Origin of the sequence: Halomonas sp. A3H3, assembly GCF_000982975.1 — a bacterium.
GTDB classification, from domain to species: domain Bacteria; phylum Pseudomonadota; class Gammaproteobacteria; order Pseudomonadales; family Halomonadaceae; genus Vreelandella; species Vreelandella titanicae.
This window is the reverse complement of record NZ_HG423343.1, coordinates 3,871,597-3,888,834: the sequence shown is the minus strand read 5'-3', so window position 1 is coordinate 3,888,834 and position 17,238 is coordinate 3,871,597. Positions and strand designations below refer to the sequence as shown.

Genomic DNA, 17,238 nt, shown 5'->3' with positions numbered 1-17,238 from the left:
GTGGTCTCTTACTGTTTAAAAACGCTGGTGAAGTGCGAAAGCTCTCTAAGCTTCTCAAGCGGCAGTTTAGAAGCTTGCGCGTCCTGGGCTACCATCACACCCTCTTTTAACGTATCCGCAACGCCCGAACAGTAGAGCGCGGCCCCTGCATTTAGCGCGACCATATCGGCAGCGGCACCTTCACCGGAAAGCGCGGCCTTAACCAAGCGCAGGCTGTCTTCGGCGCTGGCGGCTTTCAGTGTTGCCAAGCTTTGGCGCTCAATACCCAGTTCTCCGGGTGTAATGGTGTACTGGGTAATCTCACCCGCTTTAAGCTCGGCTACCAAGGTGGGGCTGGCCAGAGATATCTCATCCAGACCGTCCTCGGAGTGAACGACCATCACATGGCGGCTACCCAAGGTTTGCAACACTTCCGCCATCAGCGGCACCAGCTCCGGCGCGTAAACACCCAGTACCTGATTGGGAGCACCAGCAGGATTGGTCAACGGGCCCAAAATATTAAACAGCGTGCGCACGCCCATTTCACGGCGGGGGCCAATGGCATAGCGCATGGCCGGATGATGATTAGGCGCAAACATAAAGCCTACACCCACCTGCTCGATACAGCGCGCTACCTGGTCAGGCTTGAGATCCAGGTAGATGCCCGCCACATCGAACAGATCCGCACTACCCGATGAAGACGAAACGCTTCGGTTGCCATGTTTGGCCACATGGGCACCAGCGGCAGCGGCGACAAAACTGGCGGCGGTGGAAACGTTAAACAGGTTGGCACCATCGCCACCGGTGCCGACAATGTCCACAACGTTTTCAGCACTCAGTTCAACGCGCTTCATCAACTCGCGCATTACTTGAGCAGCGGCGCTAATTTCCGCGGCACTTTCACCTTTCATGGCGAGGCCTACTAACAGGCCACCAATTTGTGCATCGCTTGCATCGCCGGTCATGATCTGACGCATCAAAGCGTGCATGGCATCGAAAGAGAGGTCTTCGCGGCGCATCACCGCATTAATCGCATCTCGCATTTGCATGAGCAGAGGGGCCCCTAAAAGCGTGTGAAACCGGCTATCAGCCGCGTTTTAAAAAGTTGGCCAACAGCTCATGGCCTTGGCGGGTAAGAATCGACTCGGGGTGAAACTGCACCCCTTCAATATCCAACTCGCGGTGACGAAACCCCATGACTAAACCGGGGGTTACGTCGTCATCACCTGTCCAGGCAGTGATTTGTAAACAGTCGGGCAGGCTCGCTTTATCGACCACCAGGGAGTGATAGCGGGTAACCTCAACCGGGTTATCCAGCCCTTCAAACACGCCTTGGTTAGCATGCAGCACAGCGGAGGTTTTACCATGCATCACCTGTGGCGCGTGCACGACCTTGCCACCATACACTTGGCCAATCGCCTGATGGCCCAGGCAAACGCCTAAAATAGGCAGCTTGCCTGCAAAGTGTTTGATGGCGGTCATGGATATGCCCGCCTCGTTGGGAGTGCAGGGCCCAGGCGATACCACCAGGTGTGTCGGCGCCAGCATTTCGATCTGCTCAATGGTGATTTCGTCATTGAGGTGAGTGATGACTTCGGCACCAAGCTCACCCAGGTACTGGACAATGTTGAACGTGAAACTGTCATAATTGTCCAGCATCATTACTCTAGCATCATTAACTACTTGATTAGATTCAACATCGACTAAATGCTGCTTCATTGTTACCCAGCCTGTTACCCAGGTTAGCTATTGGTTGAGCTTTTTTGCTATGTTCTGGATTGTATCGTCTGAGCGTTGATGTCGCCATTCTAATCCGGCGCAAGGGATTATGAGTGCAAAGCAGTATTAGCAACGGTCGCGCCTGCCATGCGGCCTCCCGCCGTCTATCACTATTCAACGCCCTCCTATGCTTACATTACTTATATTGGCTGCAGCAAGTCAGCAACCAAACCGCAACCATGGCAACGCGTCTATAATAGAGACACCAAAGCCAACTTGGCCGCCTGCAGAGAATGCTCACTTAAAAGGAATGTTATGCAAAATCGTCACGGATTAAATCGAAAAATTCCTGAAGGCATCAAACGAGAAGTAAGGAAGGCCTGCGGGTATGGCTGCGTAATTTGCGGCGCGGCTATCGTTGAATACGAGCATGTGGATCCTGTCTTCTCAGATGCACACGAGCATTCGCCAGACGGAATCGTTTTACTCTGCCCTCAGTGCCACGCAAAAAAAACAAGGGGCTTCTTATCTCCGGATCGAGTTAAGGAAGCAAAAGAACAGCCGATAAGCCAAAAAAAGAACTTCGCTCACGAGTTCTTTGATCTTGGATCAAGGCCGCCTGCATTCGTGCTTGGTGGGTGCTCCATTAAAAACACGCCTATTCCATTAGAGATTCACGGATACCCCGTCATAAAAATCGAACCTAGTAGAGAAGAAGGAGGCCCTGCACTATTTAGCGGTACATTCTTCAACAGTAGAGGTGAATTAAGTCTACAAATAATTGAAAATGAATGGAGAGCACTCTCTAACAACTGGGATTTTGAAGCTATTGGTGGCGGCCTTATTGTGCGTGATGCCCCTCGAAGCATTTCATTGCGCCTCAGAGCCTCCTCCGACGCTGGAATTATCGTTGAAGCAATCAATATGAGGGTCGGCGCCTACCAAATTATTGGAGACGAAACCGACTTGCTGTTAAGGGGCGATGGTGGTCTCGAAATGCATTGCGGAAGCATGATCATGCACAACTGCCCAATAGGCTTTTCACTGGGGTAATTTCACCCTGGCCCTGTAGCAAAGGCGGCGGATTTTGAATCCGCGCAGCTATACTTTTGAGGCCGCGCTTGCACAAGGCTTTATAATAAAAACAGCATCTTACGGATTTACTATATTTACATACAGCACATTGGTCGCGCTGGTTCTGCGACCAAACTGCGACCAGTGGATTGCTACGCCGGATTAATCAGCTCCTCCCCCTGCCCTTCAGCCGGTTTATTAACCGCGGTACTCACCGCCCAGTGCTCGACCAGATCGGCATTGATATGCCGCACCAAACTGCGAATGGTCTCCCGATCCGTGATGTCAGGTGCCAGCCAGTGCTTAAGGCTATCGTCATCCAGTATCAACGGCATTCGATCATGCACTTCGGCAGCACGGCCCCGCCCGGGCTCAGTGACGATGGCACAACCCATGCTGCCATCATCACGCTCAGCGAATAACCCAGCGAAGAACAGCGGCTCACGATCCTTCCGACAAATGTAATGCGGCTGTTTAGGTTTTGAGCTCTTGATCCACTCATACCAACCGTCAGCCGGTATCAAACACCGGTGCTTAGCAAAGGCATTTTTGAAGTAAGCATTGGTGGCCACCGTTTCCACCCGGGCATTGATCGGTTGATTGCCGTTGCCTTTCGCCCACTTTGGGCGGTAACCCCACCACATTTCATCAATGAGCGGTTCTTCATTTTCTAAAGCCTGGTGCACGGCTGCGATCCAGGTACCAGGCGCCACGTTGTACCGCGGCCGTAGATTGCTATCAGGCACACTTGCACCGACCACTCTGGCCAGGCGATCTAACGGGGTGAATAACGCGAATCGTCCACACATGAGCGAAGCATAGCCGATAACCCACACTGTGCATCAGTCACTTACCGATCACTGCTTGCAGTCAACGATGCTCATCGCTTATCGTCTGCCTTAAATACTGTATATATCACCAGCATTTTAGGAGACGCTTATGTCTAAATCCTACGAACAACTTATAAAGCGGGTACAGAAAGAGATCGGCAGCCCTGGGGCGCAATCAAAACACTGTGTCGAGATCCGCCGACGGGAAGATGATAGCGCTGACGATTGGGCGCGCATGCTGGAAGACCTGGGAACCGTCGAGAACGTGACCATGATCCCGCTTGATGACGCGGCAGAGCACATCCGCCTGCGCTGGAACCCAGAGGAGAGCATGTCATGAGCATCCATCTCTCCATTCTGGGTCGCGTCGATACCACTGCCCCACCGTTAAAGTTACCGTTGGCAGCTGGCGAAGTGCGTACCGGTTTTCCTTCGCCCGCTGATGACTATCTCGAAGCTGAGCTCGACTTGGTGGCTCACCTAATCCAGCACCCCAGCGCGACGTATTACCTCAGGGCCAAAGGAACCTCAATGACAGGCGCGGGGATCTATGACGGTGACCTGCTGATTGTCGATCGCTCACTTGAGCCTAAGTCTGGCCATATCGTCATAATGAGCGTTGACGGTGAGCTCACGTGCAAGAAACTAGGCTCGATCGGCAACCGCCCTTACCTCTTCGCAGCCAACCCAGAGTTTCGCCCGATGCCCTTAGAGGGCAAAGAGTGCCAGGTGTGGGGCGTGGTCACTCACAACATCCACTCGCTGGCCCCTGGGTTTTCTGTATGATCGCACTTGTCGACTGCAATAATTTTTACGTTAGCTGTGAGCGAGTATTTAACCCGAAGCTGGAAGGCAAGCCCGTTGGAGTGATGTCGAACAATGACGGCTGTGTGGTGGCCAGGTCAGCAGAGATCAAGCAGTTGGGTGTGGCCATGGGCATGCCCGCGCACCAGATCGACCCACACATACGCCGCCAGTGCATTCTGCTATCGAGTAACTACGCACTTTACGGCGATATGTCCCGACGCGTTACTGACGTTCTCAGCCAGCACACACCCCACGTGGACGTGTATTCGATTGATGAATCTTTCCTGTCGTTTGAGGGGTTCGAGTTTGAGACGTTAAGCGATCGCTGTCAGTTGATGAGGCACCAGGTGCGCCGTGATACAGGCATTCCGGTGAGCGTCGGCTTGAGCACATCTAAAACACTGGCGAAGATAGCGAACCATAGGGCGAAAAAAGAGGCGCATTTTAATGGCGTGGCCATTATGGAGCCGGATAGCGATGACACGCGGGAGTTCCTGCAGCAGTTGCCAGTAACTGAGATCTGGGGCGTAGCTGGGCGCAGCGCTGTGCGGCTGCATACGCTGGGCATTGAGAACGCGTGGCAGCTGCGCGAGTCATCGCCCAAGCATTTGCGCAAACACTTTTCAGTAGTCATGGAGAGGATCGTTTGGGAGCTCCGCGGCGTTGACTGTATCCATATTGATGATATGGCGCAGCCCAAAAAGCAGATAATGGTTTCACGCTCGTTTGGCCGCCTTACCAACAACAAAGCGGATCTTCACGAAGCCATCCGCGTCCACACCTCACGCGCCGGCGAGAAACTACGCAAGCAGCACGGCCTTGCCCAAGCCATTATGGTGTTTGTTCGCACGAATAGATTTAGGCAGGATCTGCCCAGCTATAGTAAAAGCTTGGTGCTACCGCTGCCCCACCCAACTGACGACAGCCGGGAACTTGTTCGGGCTGCGATTGCTGGGCTGGAGAGGATTTTCAAACCGGGAATCATGTATCAAAAATGCGGCGTGATGTTGATGGATCTCTGCGACCACGACAATGAGCAGCTTGGTCTGCTCGCTGAGCCTGTGAGTGATGAGAAGCGGGAAAAGAATGAGAAATTAATGGCGACGCTGGATAAGCTAAACCGGGAGCACGGTAAAAACACTGTGCGGCTGGGGATGCCGAGAAAGGTCAATGCATGGGAATTGCGTTGCGAGCACCGCACCCCGAGGTATACAACGAAGTGGGAGGAGCTAGCAGTCGCTAAATCATAGAGTATGCCATCCCTGGCAATAAACTGAGTCCCTTCTACATACACAAAACATCCGTGTCGTGACGCGTCCGACATGCTAAAAGCGGCGTTCCTGGCGTCACTTCTAAAACATAGTCACCGATTAAGTTCCTGTATGTAAGAGATTAACCACAGTTTTTGTAAGAGATCTCTTACAACAGGCACAAAAAAACCGCTCAACGGCGGCGGGTCGTGCAGCGGATAAGGCTCACGCCTCAATCGTCAGCGCATACTCAAACAGCTCGTCAACCTGGGCGGCAGTCAGCTCCAGCGCTGCTGCTAGTTCTAGCACTGTGGGGCTCATACGCCGAAACTCTTGCGCCATTTTCCACGCCCTGCGGGTTTTCGCGGGCGTGTCCGGGTCAGCTATGATTGTCTCGACCTGATCGATGTAGCCAAAATCGTCTAATGCTTGATGGGCTTGAAACGCGCTAACGACCGTCGCCTCTCGCCATGCTTCAAGAGCCCCCTGGGCGGCCTGTTCTCCTGTGATAAACCATGCTTCACTCATTCCACCACCTCGTCTATCGCTTCTTCATCGCCCGCTTCGGGCTCTTCCGGCTCTTCTACCACCGGCACGGTCACCGTCCAGCCGTCATCCCGCTTTTCATAGCTCGCGTTCTCTGGGGCGGCGGTGGCCACTATGTAGCAATGCTCATTGTCGTAATCGGCGGCGTCGATCCATTCGCCTGTGCCAAACCAATCATGGCTCCCGTTGACCGGCGCGCACTCATACAGTAAGCCGCATTGGCCCAACGTGACACGCAGCTCGCCATCAATACGCTCTACGTTATGAATGCCCGCCGCGTCGGTGTCGGCGTTGCCCTTGAACGTTGCGTCAGCAGGAAAAACCGACAGGTCAATACCGTTAATCACACCCCCACTGATCGTGTAATCGTGGTGCGCGGGGTGATCTACTATCAGCAGTTTCATGATGAGTTCCTATTTCCAGCGGGATTCGACAAGTATGCTTGCCTTAGCGGTGGCACCTGAGCTGTGGTTGCTTTTACTAATGTTAGCTACACGTACCTCTACAACAGTACCGCTGCTTACTCTGCCGGGCTTTGCAAGAGGCGGCGCCACGTCTAAGGGGCTAGCCCCGCTGGAGTAATCGCTAGCATCAGAGGACGGCGTGGCAGTGACGTAATGCTCGGCGCTTCCCAGCGGGGTGTACGGAAGCGTCACTTTGCACAACAGGTAGCGATAAGATGACGGGTCTTGTGTGAATGTTTTGACGCCACACTGCATGACCAGCCGACCATCGGGGTAAAGGTAGTAACGGCCACGGCTATTTGAGCCTGTTATTGCTCCCAGGTCGTCTAAATCCAGCGCAGCGCGCACCTGCGCGGGGGTCGACGGGCGCATAAAATCGGTACCATCGGTTTTAGTCGACGTGTAAATAACCGCGATATTGCTGTTTGTGGGCGTATACGTTGACCGGAAAAGCCTTGCTCTTATATCGCCTGCAGAATCCCGCCCAGCGACGGTGTTGGCATCGTCGTTAACGCTGCGAGACTGGCCGCTAAGCTGCGCTGCATTAACGTTAGTGACACTGGAACCGTCGCCGTTAAACCCCTCTTGTGCACGCACAGTACCGTAGAAGTAGTGCGAGCCTGCGGAGCTGAAATAGTGAGTGTAGTTAGCGTTACGGTTGCCAATTGCTACTTCACCGTATGTCGAGTTACCTATTACAAGCCCCGACACACCGCCTTTTAGCGTAACGCTTTCAGGTAATTTTATATCACCAAAAAAATCAACATCTGGGTTCTGATAGTAAAGCCCCATAGCTTCGTTAGCAGGGATGCCAGTATTAGCATCAATGGTGCCCATCCCAATGTGGCCGCGGCCATCACCTGTGTAAGTGATATGGAGAGCTGCACCTGTACTTTCCCCTAGCGTAACCCCCGCTGCCTGATCAACTCCTGAATCGCCCGTTGTAATACTTTTCAGTGTCAGCCAGGGCCTGGGCTTATCCACATATAAGTCGGTCGTGATAGCTGACAGATTGAGGTTTTCTGTAGTCCACACTTCCGCAGGTGTTGACCAAACACCACCATGGCTACCACCAACAAATAACCGATTACCGCTAGTTTGGTCTATAAAAAGGAACTTATTGTAGTCGCCGCCATACTGCGACCAGAAATAGTGGCCATTTCCCCGCGGTGAATTAGCAGCGCTCAGCCCATAATACGTTCCTGTCGCTCTTGCAGTATGTGCGTCATTGGTAATAGCCGGACTTTTGCCGCCTTCTCTTAAAGCAAACACAGTTTCTGGATTAGCAATCTCCCCAACCAGCTCCATATTTGTGATTGGCTTACGACCTATTACATCCCCATTTCTGACACTAACATTGCCGAGTTGTGCGCCGCCCATATTCAGTATGTTGGAAGCAGAACTCCACCACACCCGTAATTGAGTATCACCATAAGAACTGTTGTAAGGCCCGACGTAAAAATAACCATTATTGTGGGTCAGGTTCGCTTTTAGCTCGTTACTGCCTAGATCCGCACCAGTGAGAGGTACCTTACCCGCCAAAGCGTTCAGCATAGTGGTACTAAAGTTAGGGTCATCCCCTAATGCCGCTGCTAGCTCATTGAGCGTGTCCAGTGCCCCAGGCGATGAGTCAACGAGCGCGGCGATAGCGGCATCAATATCGACATTCGCATCCGCTGCCGCCTGCAATGCATCCGCCAGCGCCTGCTCTGCGCCCTGGCGGGCGGTAACCGCTAAAGCCCGCTGCTGACTGGCGGTTGTCGCCGCTTGCTGCGACTGCGTTTTCGCCGTGTTAATGGCGTCCAAATCGCCGTACAACGCTTCGGCTTGTTGTTTAGCTGTCAGTGCATCACTGGCAGAACTGCTGGCGGCGGCGGCAGATGCGGTAGTGGCTTGCTTGTCTTGCGCTACGACCTGCCTATCACTGGCTACCTGCTGAGCGTCACTATTAACCTGCCCGGCGGTGGTATCAATAGCCTGTTTTTGCTGGTCAATGTGGTTTTTAGACTGATCAACGGATTGCTTAGCCGTGTTAACTTGCTGCAGCGCCGTTGCCACTTGGCCTGACTTATTGGTAATGTCTAACCTAGAGTCAGCGACGAACTGAAACTCTACGTTCAGCTCTCCAACAATGACTTTTAACGCATTATAAAAATTATAGTGATAGGCATTTAAGGCATTTTTCTTATAAATCATTTCCTCTTGATCGCCGTACTCATAATCATACTGCCGGGGATCTTCCAACTCAGGCGGCGTTAGCATATTTAAACCTCCACGTAGGTTAAGGGGACTCGACGACTGTTGTAAAAGTTATGCGTAGTGCCATAACCGTCTTGGCGCATTGCAGCGAACGAATGAATAGCTTCAATAACGCCACCTTTTTCTGGGTAAACGTTGATATAAACTTCGGTCGTGTCGTCAGTTTTATTCATCTCTTTTACAAAGTTCTCAAACTCGGCATCTTCTAAATGATCAAAAGAGAGGGAAACTTCTCGCCAGCCCCCTTTACCGATAGCGATTAACGACCCGCCTTCTGTGCGTTCTTTTCGAGTAGCGGTTTTGTTGTTCATGCTAACGCCGTAGCTAATATTCATATCCTTGGGTGGCGACCATGGCGCACCTGAAAACACCCGACCGATCTCTAAATAACCCTTGACGTTTGTAGGGTCGTTTATCGTTATGCGGTAAGCATTTGCAATCGTTGGCTGAAAGTTAGCTTCGAAACTAACCGTTGATAAACCGCTTAAATCGTGACCACCCCATGGGTCAATACCCACTCTAAAACGGCCTAATGGTATTAACTCTGCAACACCTTTAAAGCCTGTTTCCGCAACCGCATCGCCGTTCAATAAAAGCTCAACGTTAATAGTGCCCGCCGGGCTTAAGTTGTGCCCATATATAACCACCTTCGTCATATATAAGGCACTCCCTAAATCAGCGGTTAACGTTTCGTTTTCTATACCCAGCGTTCTAAACAAGTGGCTGCCGCCACTTACTTGGGTATATTCGGGGGGTGACTGTTGGCTACTTGCCGTTAATGTGGCGGCATCATGCTTATTATCAAACAGTATCTCGATTGGATTCATACCCAAAACCCCAAACTGGTCACCGCTTTAGTCGGCGAACGGCTTACATTAATTAAGCGCCCTAACTTCCCTTGCAAGCGGCCATGATCCACCGCCGCCACTTGCCCAGCGAATACCGGCGGAAACCTCGCCTCAATGCTCCATGTATTGCGCCGTACGCTGCGCAGAGACAAAAGACGGTCGCGCTCCGTTATGGCGTCCGTTTCATCTTGAATGATGCTATCTCGCGTGATGCGCTCGGCCATTGGGTAGTCGCTAACGTCTTGACTAGCGTAGCTTTCCCGCCACTCCGTGCGCAGGCGCGTGGCCTCAGCGGGGGAATTCTCGTCAAGCGTTGCCGCTACATTTGAAAGCGGCGAGTAGTTGCGGCCCCAGCGCAGCGTCAGGCTGCGCCACGGCTGCTCGGTTTCCGACAAAACCAACTTGCCGTAGAAAATATCGTCACGAACGATCGTCACATCAGCGGCCACCGGCGCTTTATGCTGCCGCATCACTAACTCATTGAGTTCGTTTAGATACCAGTACGCACCAAGCCCCTCTTTTACCGCGTTGAGAATCTGCCGCCCGGTTGCCTCGCCGCTGTAGAACAGCCCCACTCGGTAAGGGGGCAGGTCAATATCACTAATAGCCAGGTTGTAATGCGCGGCCACCCATTCAACGATCCTTTGCGGGGTGTTGTGGGGCTCTTCAATGTCGCCTGTTATATCGCCGAACTGGTCGTTTAGCGTCACAGTGCCCGCCGCTGCGTCGGTGCTGTGCGTGAGCATCGCACCGTTGGCTTTAGCGGCGATGCTGGTCACCGGCAGATATGAACCGCGATACGTGAGCGTTTGGGTGTCGATGCGGGTCAACGGCGCGTTGTAAACGCTGCCCAGCGCCAGGGGCACCGGCCCTGCGTCGTTGGGCAGTTGCCCCGTATCGATTACCTCATCAAGCACCTTGCTCTCGTCATCCATGCGAAATACTAGCTTTCCGCGCTCCGCCCCTTGCGGCCCACCGTTACGACCTTGGGCAAGCAATCGAAAATCATCCCGCGCCCAATCCGGCGCACCAAGAAACAGCTTGATGGGGTGCCCGTGCCATTTCAGATCCAGCCAATCCGCTGCCAGCTGATCCCCGATTAACGTCACCTCGCCAAACGTGGTATTGCCGTCTGTGCGCGTGGTGACATCCACCGCTTTTTTAATGCAGGCGATATAGGGGCGGTTGGGGTCAGCGTCGCTAGGCAGCGACATAAACGGCCCAGTCGCTACGTACTCGATGCCGTCCGCATGGTGCAGCTCAGCCAGCAACATGCGGGTGACATTGGTTTTAGCGAGCCAAGCCAGGTACTGCCCGTCGCTTATGCTCATGTTGTACGTATCTCCGTTTTGCTATACCTACTGAGTGTTTCGAGTTCGTCTAGCTGGTCATCGCGCTGTTGCTCGCTCCGCGCCGCCGCTTGCTCGACCGCTGCCACCGTGTCGCCGGTGTTCTCGCCAATCAGCTCTAGCAAGCGCTTGTTTTCCTTGCGGGTTTCTTGCAGCTCTTTACGCACGTCGTTAAGCACTTGCAGCACGTCGTTATTGCTCAGCGCGGGGAACTGTGGCAGCGGGGGCATTTCGGGCATCGGGAGTTGCATCTGGATTTTAGGTAGGGGAGGCGCGGAAATGCCGCCGATGCGCATTGATTCAACGGCACCGACGCCGCCTGCACGTGCAATATCAGCTTGGCTCCACACCACTTCGCCAGCATGCACGATACCTGCGGGGTCATATTTTCCACCGGGGCCGGTGTAGCCTCCGTTAGCGAAGAACTTCCAGCTGGGCGTTAAGTTTCTTAGGGTCGTGTCCCCGCTCGGCATTCGTGCGCCAAGTGCTTCTAGCTCATAAAGGGCTTGCCCCGTTTTTCTGATCTCAGTGTCGTGGTTCCTCCAGTGTTTTAGCAGATAATCGACACTCAAAAACTGCACTGAATTCGGCTCGTTAGCGCTAAACTGATCAATCCATGATTGAGCGCCTGCGGGTATACCCGAAGTACCTGACCCGCCGGATGAAGACCCTCCCGCACTTCCACCGCCGGATGAAGACCCTCCCGAACCGGAGCCTCCGGAGGTTTCTCCAGGTGGCTCGTAATCAAGATCGCCGCCACCGGCGCCACGGAACGCGGGCGCGCCCATTTGGCCCCACTTCGTACCCCAGTTGTAGGCCATGTCAATTAGCCCACTGGGGTTGTGATTGCGACCAAATGAAACCTTTAGACCATCCCCATTGGCTTGATCTATCGTGCTAGTGTTGGCATTAATCGCTTCTAGCCGGGATATTTGACCGTTGCCATCAACATCCAACTTGTTGAAAATACGGCGTAGTTCGCCATCCGTCGCCATTCCCTCAAAGGCTTTGCCGAACTCGTTGTAGTCAATCAGCTCGTTAGCATCTAGGTCGATGCTGCTAAACATCGGCTCAAGTGCTCCGGCAATACCACCCGCCAGATCGCTCAAGCGCGCGTTAGTCAACTCCTGGCGGCTGATAATGCCGTCGCCATTTTTGTCAACGTTGTTGATCAGTCGATTAATTTCAGCGTCTGTCGCATGAGGCTTTAACGCTGAGCGGATTTGAGACTCGGTTAGCACTGTCGTGCCAAGCAGCTCCATTTCGCTACTGAGGACGCCATTGAGTTGCTGCGTGGCATCCCACTCAGCGGTAATTGAGCGCTCTATAGCAGAGATAGTGCCGTCGCCGTTGAGGTCGAGAACATTTGTGAGCGATACGGTTTGCTCGCCAAGGGCGTTTTTAAACTCGTCAGCGAGGAACTGCTCAGGCGTGAGCATTTCTGGCAAGCGTTCCATGGCGTCGCGGATTTCAGCGATGCCATCAACCGCAGGGTCTGAGCTTGCGTACATCTCCTGCAGATTTGCGATGTAGCGGTCAGCGGACTGGGTAATTCCCTGTTGCGCGTTGCGATCACCCTGCAAGGCTTTCTCGTACTGCGCCCAAAAGTCTGCGTCGCTCGCCTCCAGCCGCTCGCGGGGCGTGCCCATGCCCTTTTCGGTGCCGTCCAGCTGTGCTAACCAGCCATCAATTGAGTTGCTAAACCCCGCTAGCTGGTCACGGGCTCGCGCCCATGCTTGAGATTCCTGCTCAATGGCTCGGATGCGTTCTTGCTGTGCGCGCTCTGCCGCTTCCTGAGCCGCCCGCTCGTCTTCTATTGCATAAATACGTCGCTGCAGAGTAGTGAGATTATTAACCTCGGCAGTTTCCAGTTCGCTCAGCCGGTCAAGTTCGAGCTGACGTAGCGCGTCGGTGTTGCCCTGCGCCTGCAGCAGTTGTTTTTCTAACTGCTCACGCTCGCGCAGTGCATCTGACGCATCAATTGCCGCGCTTCCGGTTTCCTCGATAGCAGGCGTTAGCTGTGCAAAAGCGCTCTCTAACTGCAGCAGTTGCGTGTAATTTTCGCGCCCGGCCTGAGTCGCTAGTTCCTGCGACTCAATAAGTGCACGGAACCCCTCGCGGGTTTCGGGCATTTGCAGGCCCATGCTGTTGAGCGTTTCGGTTAGATCCTCGGTGAGATGCGCCGCACGCTCTGCGTCGCTGAAGTAATTCTGATAGTACGACTGCTGTAGTGAGCTGAGATTTTCAACACCGCCCGCTAACTGGGCGACCTCTTGAGCCGCCTCGTAGGCATAGCCGCCAGCAATATTAAATTGCAGGCCCAAACGCTCGGCACTATCAGTCAGCAGCGTATGCGCCTGCTGTGCCACTTGAGCCTGGGCAACCACCTGCTCAATGCCTCCGTCCAGTATTCTGACGAATGCACCGAAGTCTCCGCCCAGCGCTTCCAGCGCGGCGCGGGGGCGCTCGTTAAGCGCAAACTCGATAATCTGCCCGGCGTTGCTGCTCGATGTTTCCAAGCCCTGAACAGCAGACCGCATAGCCTCTAACTCGGCAGGACTGCTAGCAATAGAGGCAACCAGGTTGTCCATTTGCACAGACGCGGCGGTCAGCTCTTCCGCCCAGCCTTTGTCCTCGCCGACACCCGCACGTTGTAGGCGCTTAGTACCTTGGTCGAGGAACCCGGTGTACCCTAGAGCAGATTGACCGTAGAAATTAGTGCCAGAGTCTTGATGCTCGAAAACGCCATCTTTACCGCTACGAGCATATTGGGATGGGTCGTTGGTAGCGGTGGTGCCAAAGCGGCCACTAAACTTGGTTTCTTTATCAAGGCTGGCCAGGGCTGAGCCAATAAACGACCCGGCAGCGGCACCCAGCGGGCCACCAAAGTAGGTGCCCACCAGTGTCCCGGCAGTTTCTAGGATGTCGTTATCGCGGCCCTCGCCAAACACTGAGCGCCCAGCATAGCTGCCCGCAAAGCCTGCACCCGCTGAGGCTAGACCCTGCATGCCACTAAAATTGGCCGTGGAGCCGCCCATAAAACCGTTGACGCCAGTACCTTCAGTAGCGGCGTTAGCCCAGCCAGTGCCTTGGTATGAGCCACCAGCCCCCGTCCACGCGACATTGCTAACGCCGCCTTTAATGGCGCTCCAGCCGTTTTTGAGCGAACTCATGGAGCTGAGATCTAAACCGCCGCCCTGCTGGCCACCAGTGCCGGGGATACCAAGCGCACCACGCGCCTGAGTAGTCACCCCGATAACAATAGGTTCAAGCGTCGCTTGGTAGGTAATCTCACCGATCAGGCGCTTAACGCCGTCCATCAGTTTGTCGCCAAAATCCTCAAACGAGTCGTAGGCACCGGTAAACGCATCTCCAAACGTTTCATTAATCCGGTTAGCGGCTTCCTCCCACGAACGTGCCAGCTCTTTAGAAATGGGGGCGGCTTCGAGCGCCAACTGCTGCATTTCATCGCGGATACCGCCGACCATACGGGAGTACTGGTCGCCATCGATTTCACCGGCACGGTAACGCTGATTGATTTGCTCTAACGCATCGCGTAGCTGGTGGGCACGTTGGTTGTGCCGATCGTAGGTGCTAATCAGTGATTCGGTTTGCTTTTCGTACTCTTCGGCACCGGTAGCGGCGCGGGTGTATTGCTCCGCTGCCCAGCGGAAGGCGTCACCGTAAGCCTCAGGGGCTAGCGTGCCATCTGACAGGGCTTGATCCAGCACGTTAATACGTTCGACGTATTTATCATGCTCCGCTGTCAGTGGATCCATTTCGTGCTGAATGCTCCGCAGAGCGTCAGCCTGTTGCTTGGCTGACTGTTCAGCAGCACGGGCTTGCTGTTGATATGCTCGCTCAGCCTCACTGGCGGCCTGACGGGCAGCATCCGCCGCTTCTTTTTGCAGCTCTTTTTGGCGCTCTACTTGATCTTCCTGTAGCGCCAGGCCAACGGTAATCGCACGGCGAATGGGGTCATCTACCCCCAATTTATCTAGCTCACGATTGGCAGCGCCTACCGCCGATGGGTCGCGGCTTGCGGCTAGGTTGTCACGTAGTTGATCGTTGTACTTCTCCCATGCGGCAATCGTTTTCTCATCTGGCGCATTATCGCGCAGGCTATTACCAGCAGCGCCAGCGCCACGCTCGATCTCATCAAGCCACTGGTCAAGGGTCTGAAATGTTACGACTAAATCATCAGTGGCAGGTGTGACATTGCCGCGCAATTCATCGGCCGTAGCGCGCATCGCATCGGCCTGGGAACGCCAAGACTGGGCATTGGTCTCAAGCGCCGCTGTTGAAATGCCGATAGGCTCGATCATGCCATCGGCTAGATCGTCTGCCATTGATCGCAGGCGGGTAACTTGCTCGCCAAACAGGTTGGTCATACCAAACGGCATAGCGCCAGCTGATTCAAACGCACCGGCTGCGCGATTGATCCAGTTGGCAAAGCCTTGGTCTAACGCATTCAGGGCGTGCTGAATCGGGATCAGACCCAGGTTGATAACGTCAGCACTGCTGCCAACAATACCCGCAAACGATTCAACAGCGCTGGCTTTCAAGTCGATAAAGGATGCATCAAGATCGATCAGCTCGCCGCGCATGCCACGGAAGCCACCTACCAGTTCAGCCCCCATACTGCCGAACTCTGAAATAAACGAATCACCTAGGCTTTCTATCGTGCCGATGGTGCCCTGCATCTTGTCGTCAGTGAGGCCAAGCTCCTCGCGGAAGTAATATAGCCCCGCGCCAGCTATTAGAGCAGCACCGGCAGGGCCACCGATGAGCGCAAGAGCACTAGCCCCTGTTCTGGTTGCAGCGGCCATCCCCTGGGCTGCTACTGTTCCTCGCGCCATAGCGGCGCTGTTGGCATTAACCGCTGCGGTGTGCGCGGCTTCTGCTGCTATGGCTCGCTGGTTGGCAGCGGCCATTTGGGTAATGGCTTTGGTACGTAGTGTGGTGTTGCCAGTTGCGGCCGCAATTGCATGGCCGTTGGCAAGCGCTCTTGATGCTGCGGCTTGATCTGCTTGAGCCACACGCAGCGTTTCAGCAGCCTTTGCGCGGGCTGCGGTTGTGGCCGTGGCGTGAGCTTTTGCCTGAGCAACAGCTGCCGCCGCGTCACTTATCATTCCCTGAGTAGACTTCGTTAGCGCTCCAACAAGGCGTCCACCCATCACTACGGCAAACATCGTCGCCGCATCTGCAGCGGTTTCAAGAATGGCGTCAGCGCCACCCGCTTCCTGAATGAAGTTGGTTAGCTCGCCCACGGTGGAGGCGAGCGCGGGGCCTACGTCCGCTACAATCTGATTTGTAAACCCCTCCATGGTGCCGGTGAGTTGAACCATGGCGCGATTGGCTTCAATGGCGCTGTCAATGTCCATCTGCGACATGGCCACGCCTAGCATTTGCGCTTCGTTGGTGAACTCGCGCAGCTTAGCGGCGTTATTGTCCAGTAGCGGTAGCAGCAATGTGGCATCGCTACCCAGGCGCTCTAGGTAACTGATCTGCTCGCCGCGGGTTTCCAGCGTACTAATGGCATCCGCAATGCGTAGCAGTTGCTGGTCGGGCGCCAGCCGCTTCATCTCACCAATGTTGAGATTTAGGTTCTCAAATAGGGCGACCGCTTCGCCGGTGCCTTCAGCCGTGAATTCACCGATTCGCTCGGTAATGTCTTTGAGGATGTCGCCCATCTGGCCGCCAGCCAGACCAGCCTGCTTGGCAGCGTAGTCCCAGGCCTGCAAGCTGCCCGTGGCCATGCCGATGCTTTTAGCGAGCGAATCCGTATCAGCAATTATTTTGGCTTGATTAATAATACTGCCAGCACCAAAAGCGGTGGCCATTGCCGCGGCCACGCCTGCCACGTTAGTACGTAGCACAGCTAGTCCACGGCTAGCATCAGAAGCGCCCTGATCAATTGCTGAGAGCTGACGACCTGCTCGGGCAGCGTCTGCGCCAAACTGTTTGGACTGACGCCCACCACGGTCAAAGCCCTGATTCAGTTTTCCCAGCTCGCTTCCGGTCGCCTTAATGGCACGAATACCACCACTGGCGTCGCCCGTGATGATTAACCCGGTTTTGTATTGCTGGGCCATGGGTGGCAAACCTCAAAT

13 protein-coding genes are annotated in these 17,238 nt (G+C 54.4%); 4 read left to right on the top strand and 9 right to left on the bottom strand.

Annotated features, from left to right (window positions below):
- Positions 1–8 precede the first annotated feature (8 nt).
- Positions 9–1,028 carry an anthranilate phosphoribosyltransferase gene (gene trpD, locus HALA3H3_RS17540; RefSeq protein ID WP_022522874.1) on the bottom strand — a complete coding sequence of 340 codons (1,020 nt, stop codon included), beginning with the start codon at positions 1,026–1,028 and terminating at the stop codon, positions 9–11.
- A 37-nt stretch (positions 1,029–1,065) separates the two neighbouring features.
- Positions 1,066–1,698 (bottom strand): anthranilate synthase component II, encoded by a 633-nt coding sequence (locus tag HALA3H3_RS17535; protein ID WP_022522873.1) that lies wholly within the window; start codon positions 1,696–1,698, stop codon positions 1,066–1,068.
- A gap of 315 nt (positions 1,699–2,013) precedes the next feature.
- On the opposite strand from HALA3H3_RS17535, the gene HALA3H3_RS17530 reads away from it, so the two are divergent.
- Positions 2,014–2,751, top strand: a complete 738-nt coding sequence (locus tag HALA3H3_RS17530) for an HNH endonuclease (protein WP_022522872.1) — start codon at positions 2,014–2,016, stop codon at positions 2,749–2,751.
- 173 nt (positions 2,752–2,924) lie between these two features.
- Here the strand turns inward: HALA3H3_RS17530 and HALA3H3_RS17525 are convergent, their stop codons facing one another.
- Positions 2,925–3,581 carry an SOS response-associated peptidase gene (locus tag HALA3H3_RS17525; RefSeq protein WP_053857225.1) on the bottom strand — a complete coding sequence of 219 codons (657 nt, stop codon included), beginning with the start codon at positions 3,579–3,581 and terminating at the stop codon, positions 2,925–2,927.
- A 130-nt stretch (positions 3,582–3,711) separates the two neighbouring features.
- Between HALA3H3_RS17525 and HALA3H3_RS17520 the strand changes: the two genes are divergently transcribed.
- Genes HALA3H3_RS17520 through HALA3H3_RS17510 form a run of 3 tightly spaced genes read left to right on the top strand, consistent with a single transcriptional unit; the run spans position 3,712 to position 5,659 of the window.
- Positions 3,712–3,942, top strand: coding sequence for a DUF1654 domain-containing protein (locus HALA3H3_RS17520; protein ID WP_022522870.1), 231 nt, complete (start codon positions 3,712–3,714; stop codon positions 3,940–3,942).
- Entirely contained in the window at positions 3,939–4,388 is a 450-nt protein-coding gene (locus HALA3H3_RS17515; protein WP_022522869.1) for a LexA family protein, read from the top strand. The genes HALA3H3_RS17520 and HALA3H3_RS17515 overlap by 4 nt, the downstream gene beginning before the upstream one ends.
- Complete coding sequence (locus HALA3H3_RS17510; RefSeq protein ID WP_022522868.1) at positions 4,385–5,659, top strand: Y-family DNA polymerase; 1,275 nt, start codon at positions 4,385–4,387, stop codon at positions 5,657–5,659. The genes HALA3H3_RS17515 and HALA3H3_RS17510 overlap by 4 nt, the downstream gene beginning before the upstream one ends.
- Positions 5,660–5,884: 225 nt before the next feature.
- Here HALA3H3_RS17510 and HALA3H3_RS17505 read toward each other — a convergent pair whose 3' ends face one another.
- Genes HALA3H3_RS17505 through HALA3H3_RS27755 form a run of 6 tightly spaced genes read right to left on the bottom strand, consistent with a single transcriptional unit; the run spans position 5,885 to position 17,220 of the window.
- Positions 5,885–6,187 carry a hypothetical protein gene (locus HALA3H3_RS17505; RefSeq protein WP_022522867.1) on the bottom strand — a complete coding sequence of 101 codons (303 nt, stop codon included), beginning with the start codon at positions 6,185–6,187 and terminating at the stop codon, positions 5,885–5,887.
- Positions 6,184–6,609 (bottom strand): hypothetical protein, encoded by a 426-nt coding sequence (locus tag HALA3H3_RS17500; protein WP_022522866.1) that lies wholly within the window; start codon positions 6,607–6,609, stop codon positions 6,184–6,186. The genes HALA3H3_RS17505 and HALA3H3_RS17500 overlap by 4 nt, the downstream gene beginning before the upstream one ends.
- Before the next feature lie 9 nt (positions 6,610–6,618).
- On the bottom strand, positions 6,619–8,931 hold the full coding sequence (locus HALA3H3_RS27145; RefSeq protein ID WP_022522865.1) for a hypothetical protein: 2,313 nt from the start codon (positions 8,929–8,931) through the stop codon (positions 6,619–6,621).
- A gap of 2 nt (positions 8,932–8,933) precedes the next feature.
- Entirely contained in the window at positions 8,934–9,755 is an 822-nt protein-coding gene (locus HALA3H3_RS17490; protein ID WP_022522864.1) for a hypothetical protein, read from the bottom strand.
- Positions 9,752–11,107, bottom strand: coding sequence for a hypothetical protein (locus tag HALA3H3_RS17485; RefSeq protein WP_022522863.1), 1,356 nt, complete (start codon positions 11,105–11,107; stop codon positions 9,752–9,754). The genes HALA3H3_RS17490 and HALA3H3_RS17485 overlap by 4 nt, the downstream gene beginning before the upstream one ends.
- Positions 11,104–17,220: an EF-hand domain-containing protein gene (locus HALA3H3_RS27755; RefSeq protein WP_022522862.1), complete on the bottom strand. Its 6,117-nt coding sequence runs from the start codon at positions 17,218–17,220 to the stop codon at positions 11,104–11,106. Before HALA3H3_RS27755 ends, HALA3H3_RS17485 begins: the two co-directional genes overlap by 4 nt.
- Positions 17,221–17,238 lie beyond the last annotated feature (18 nt).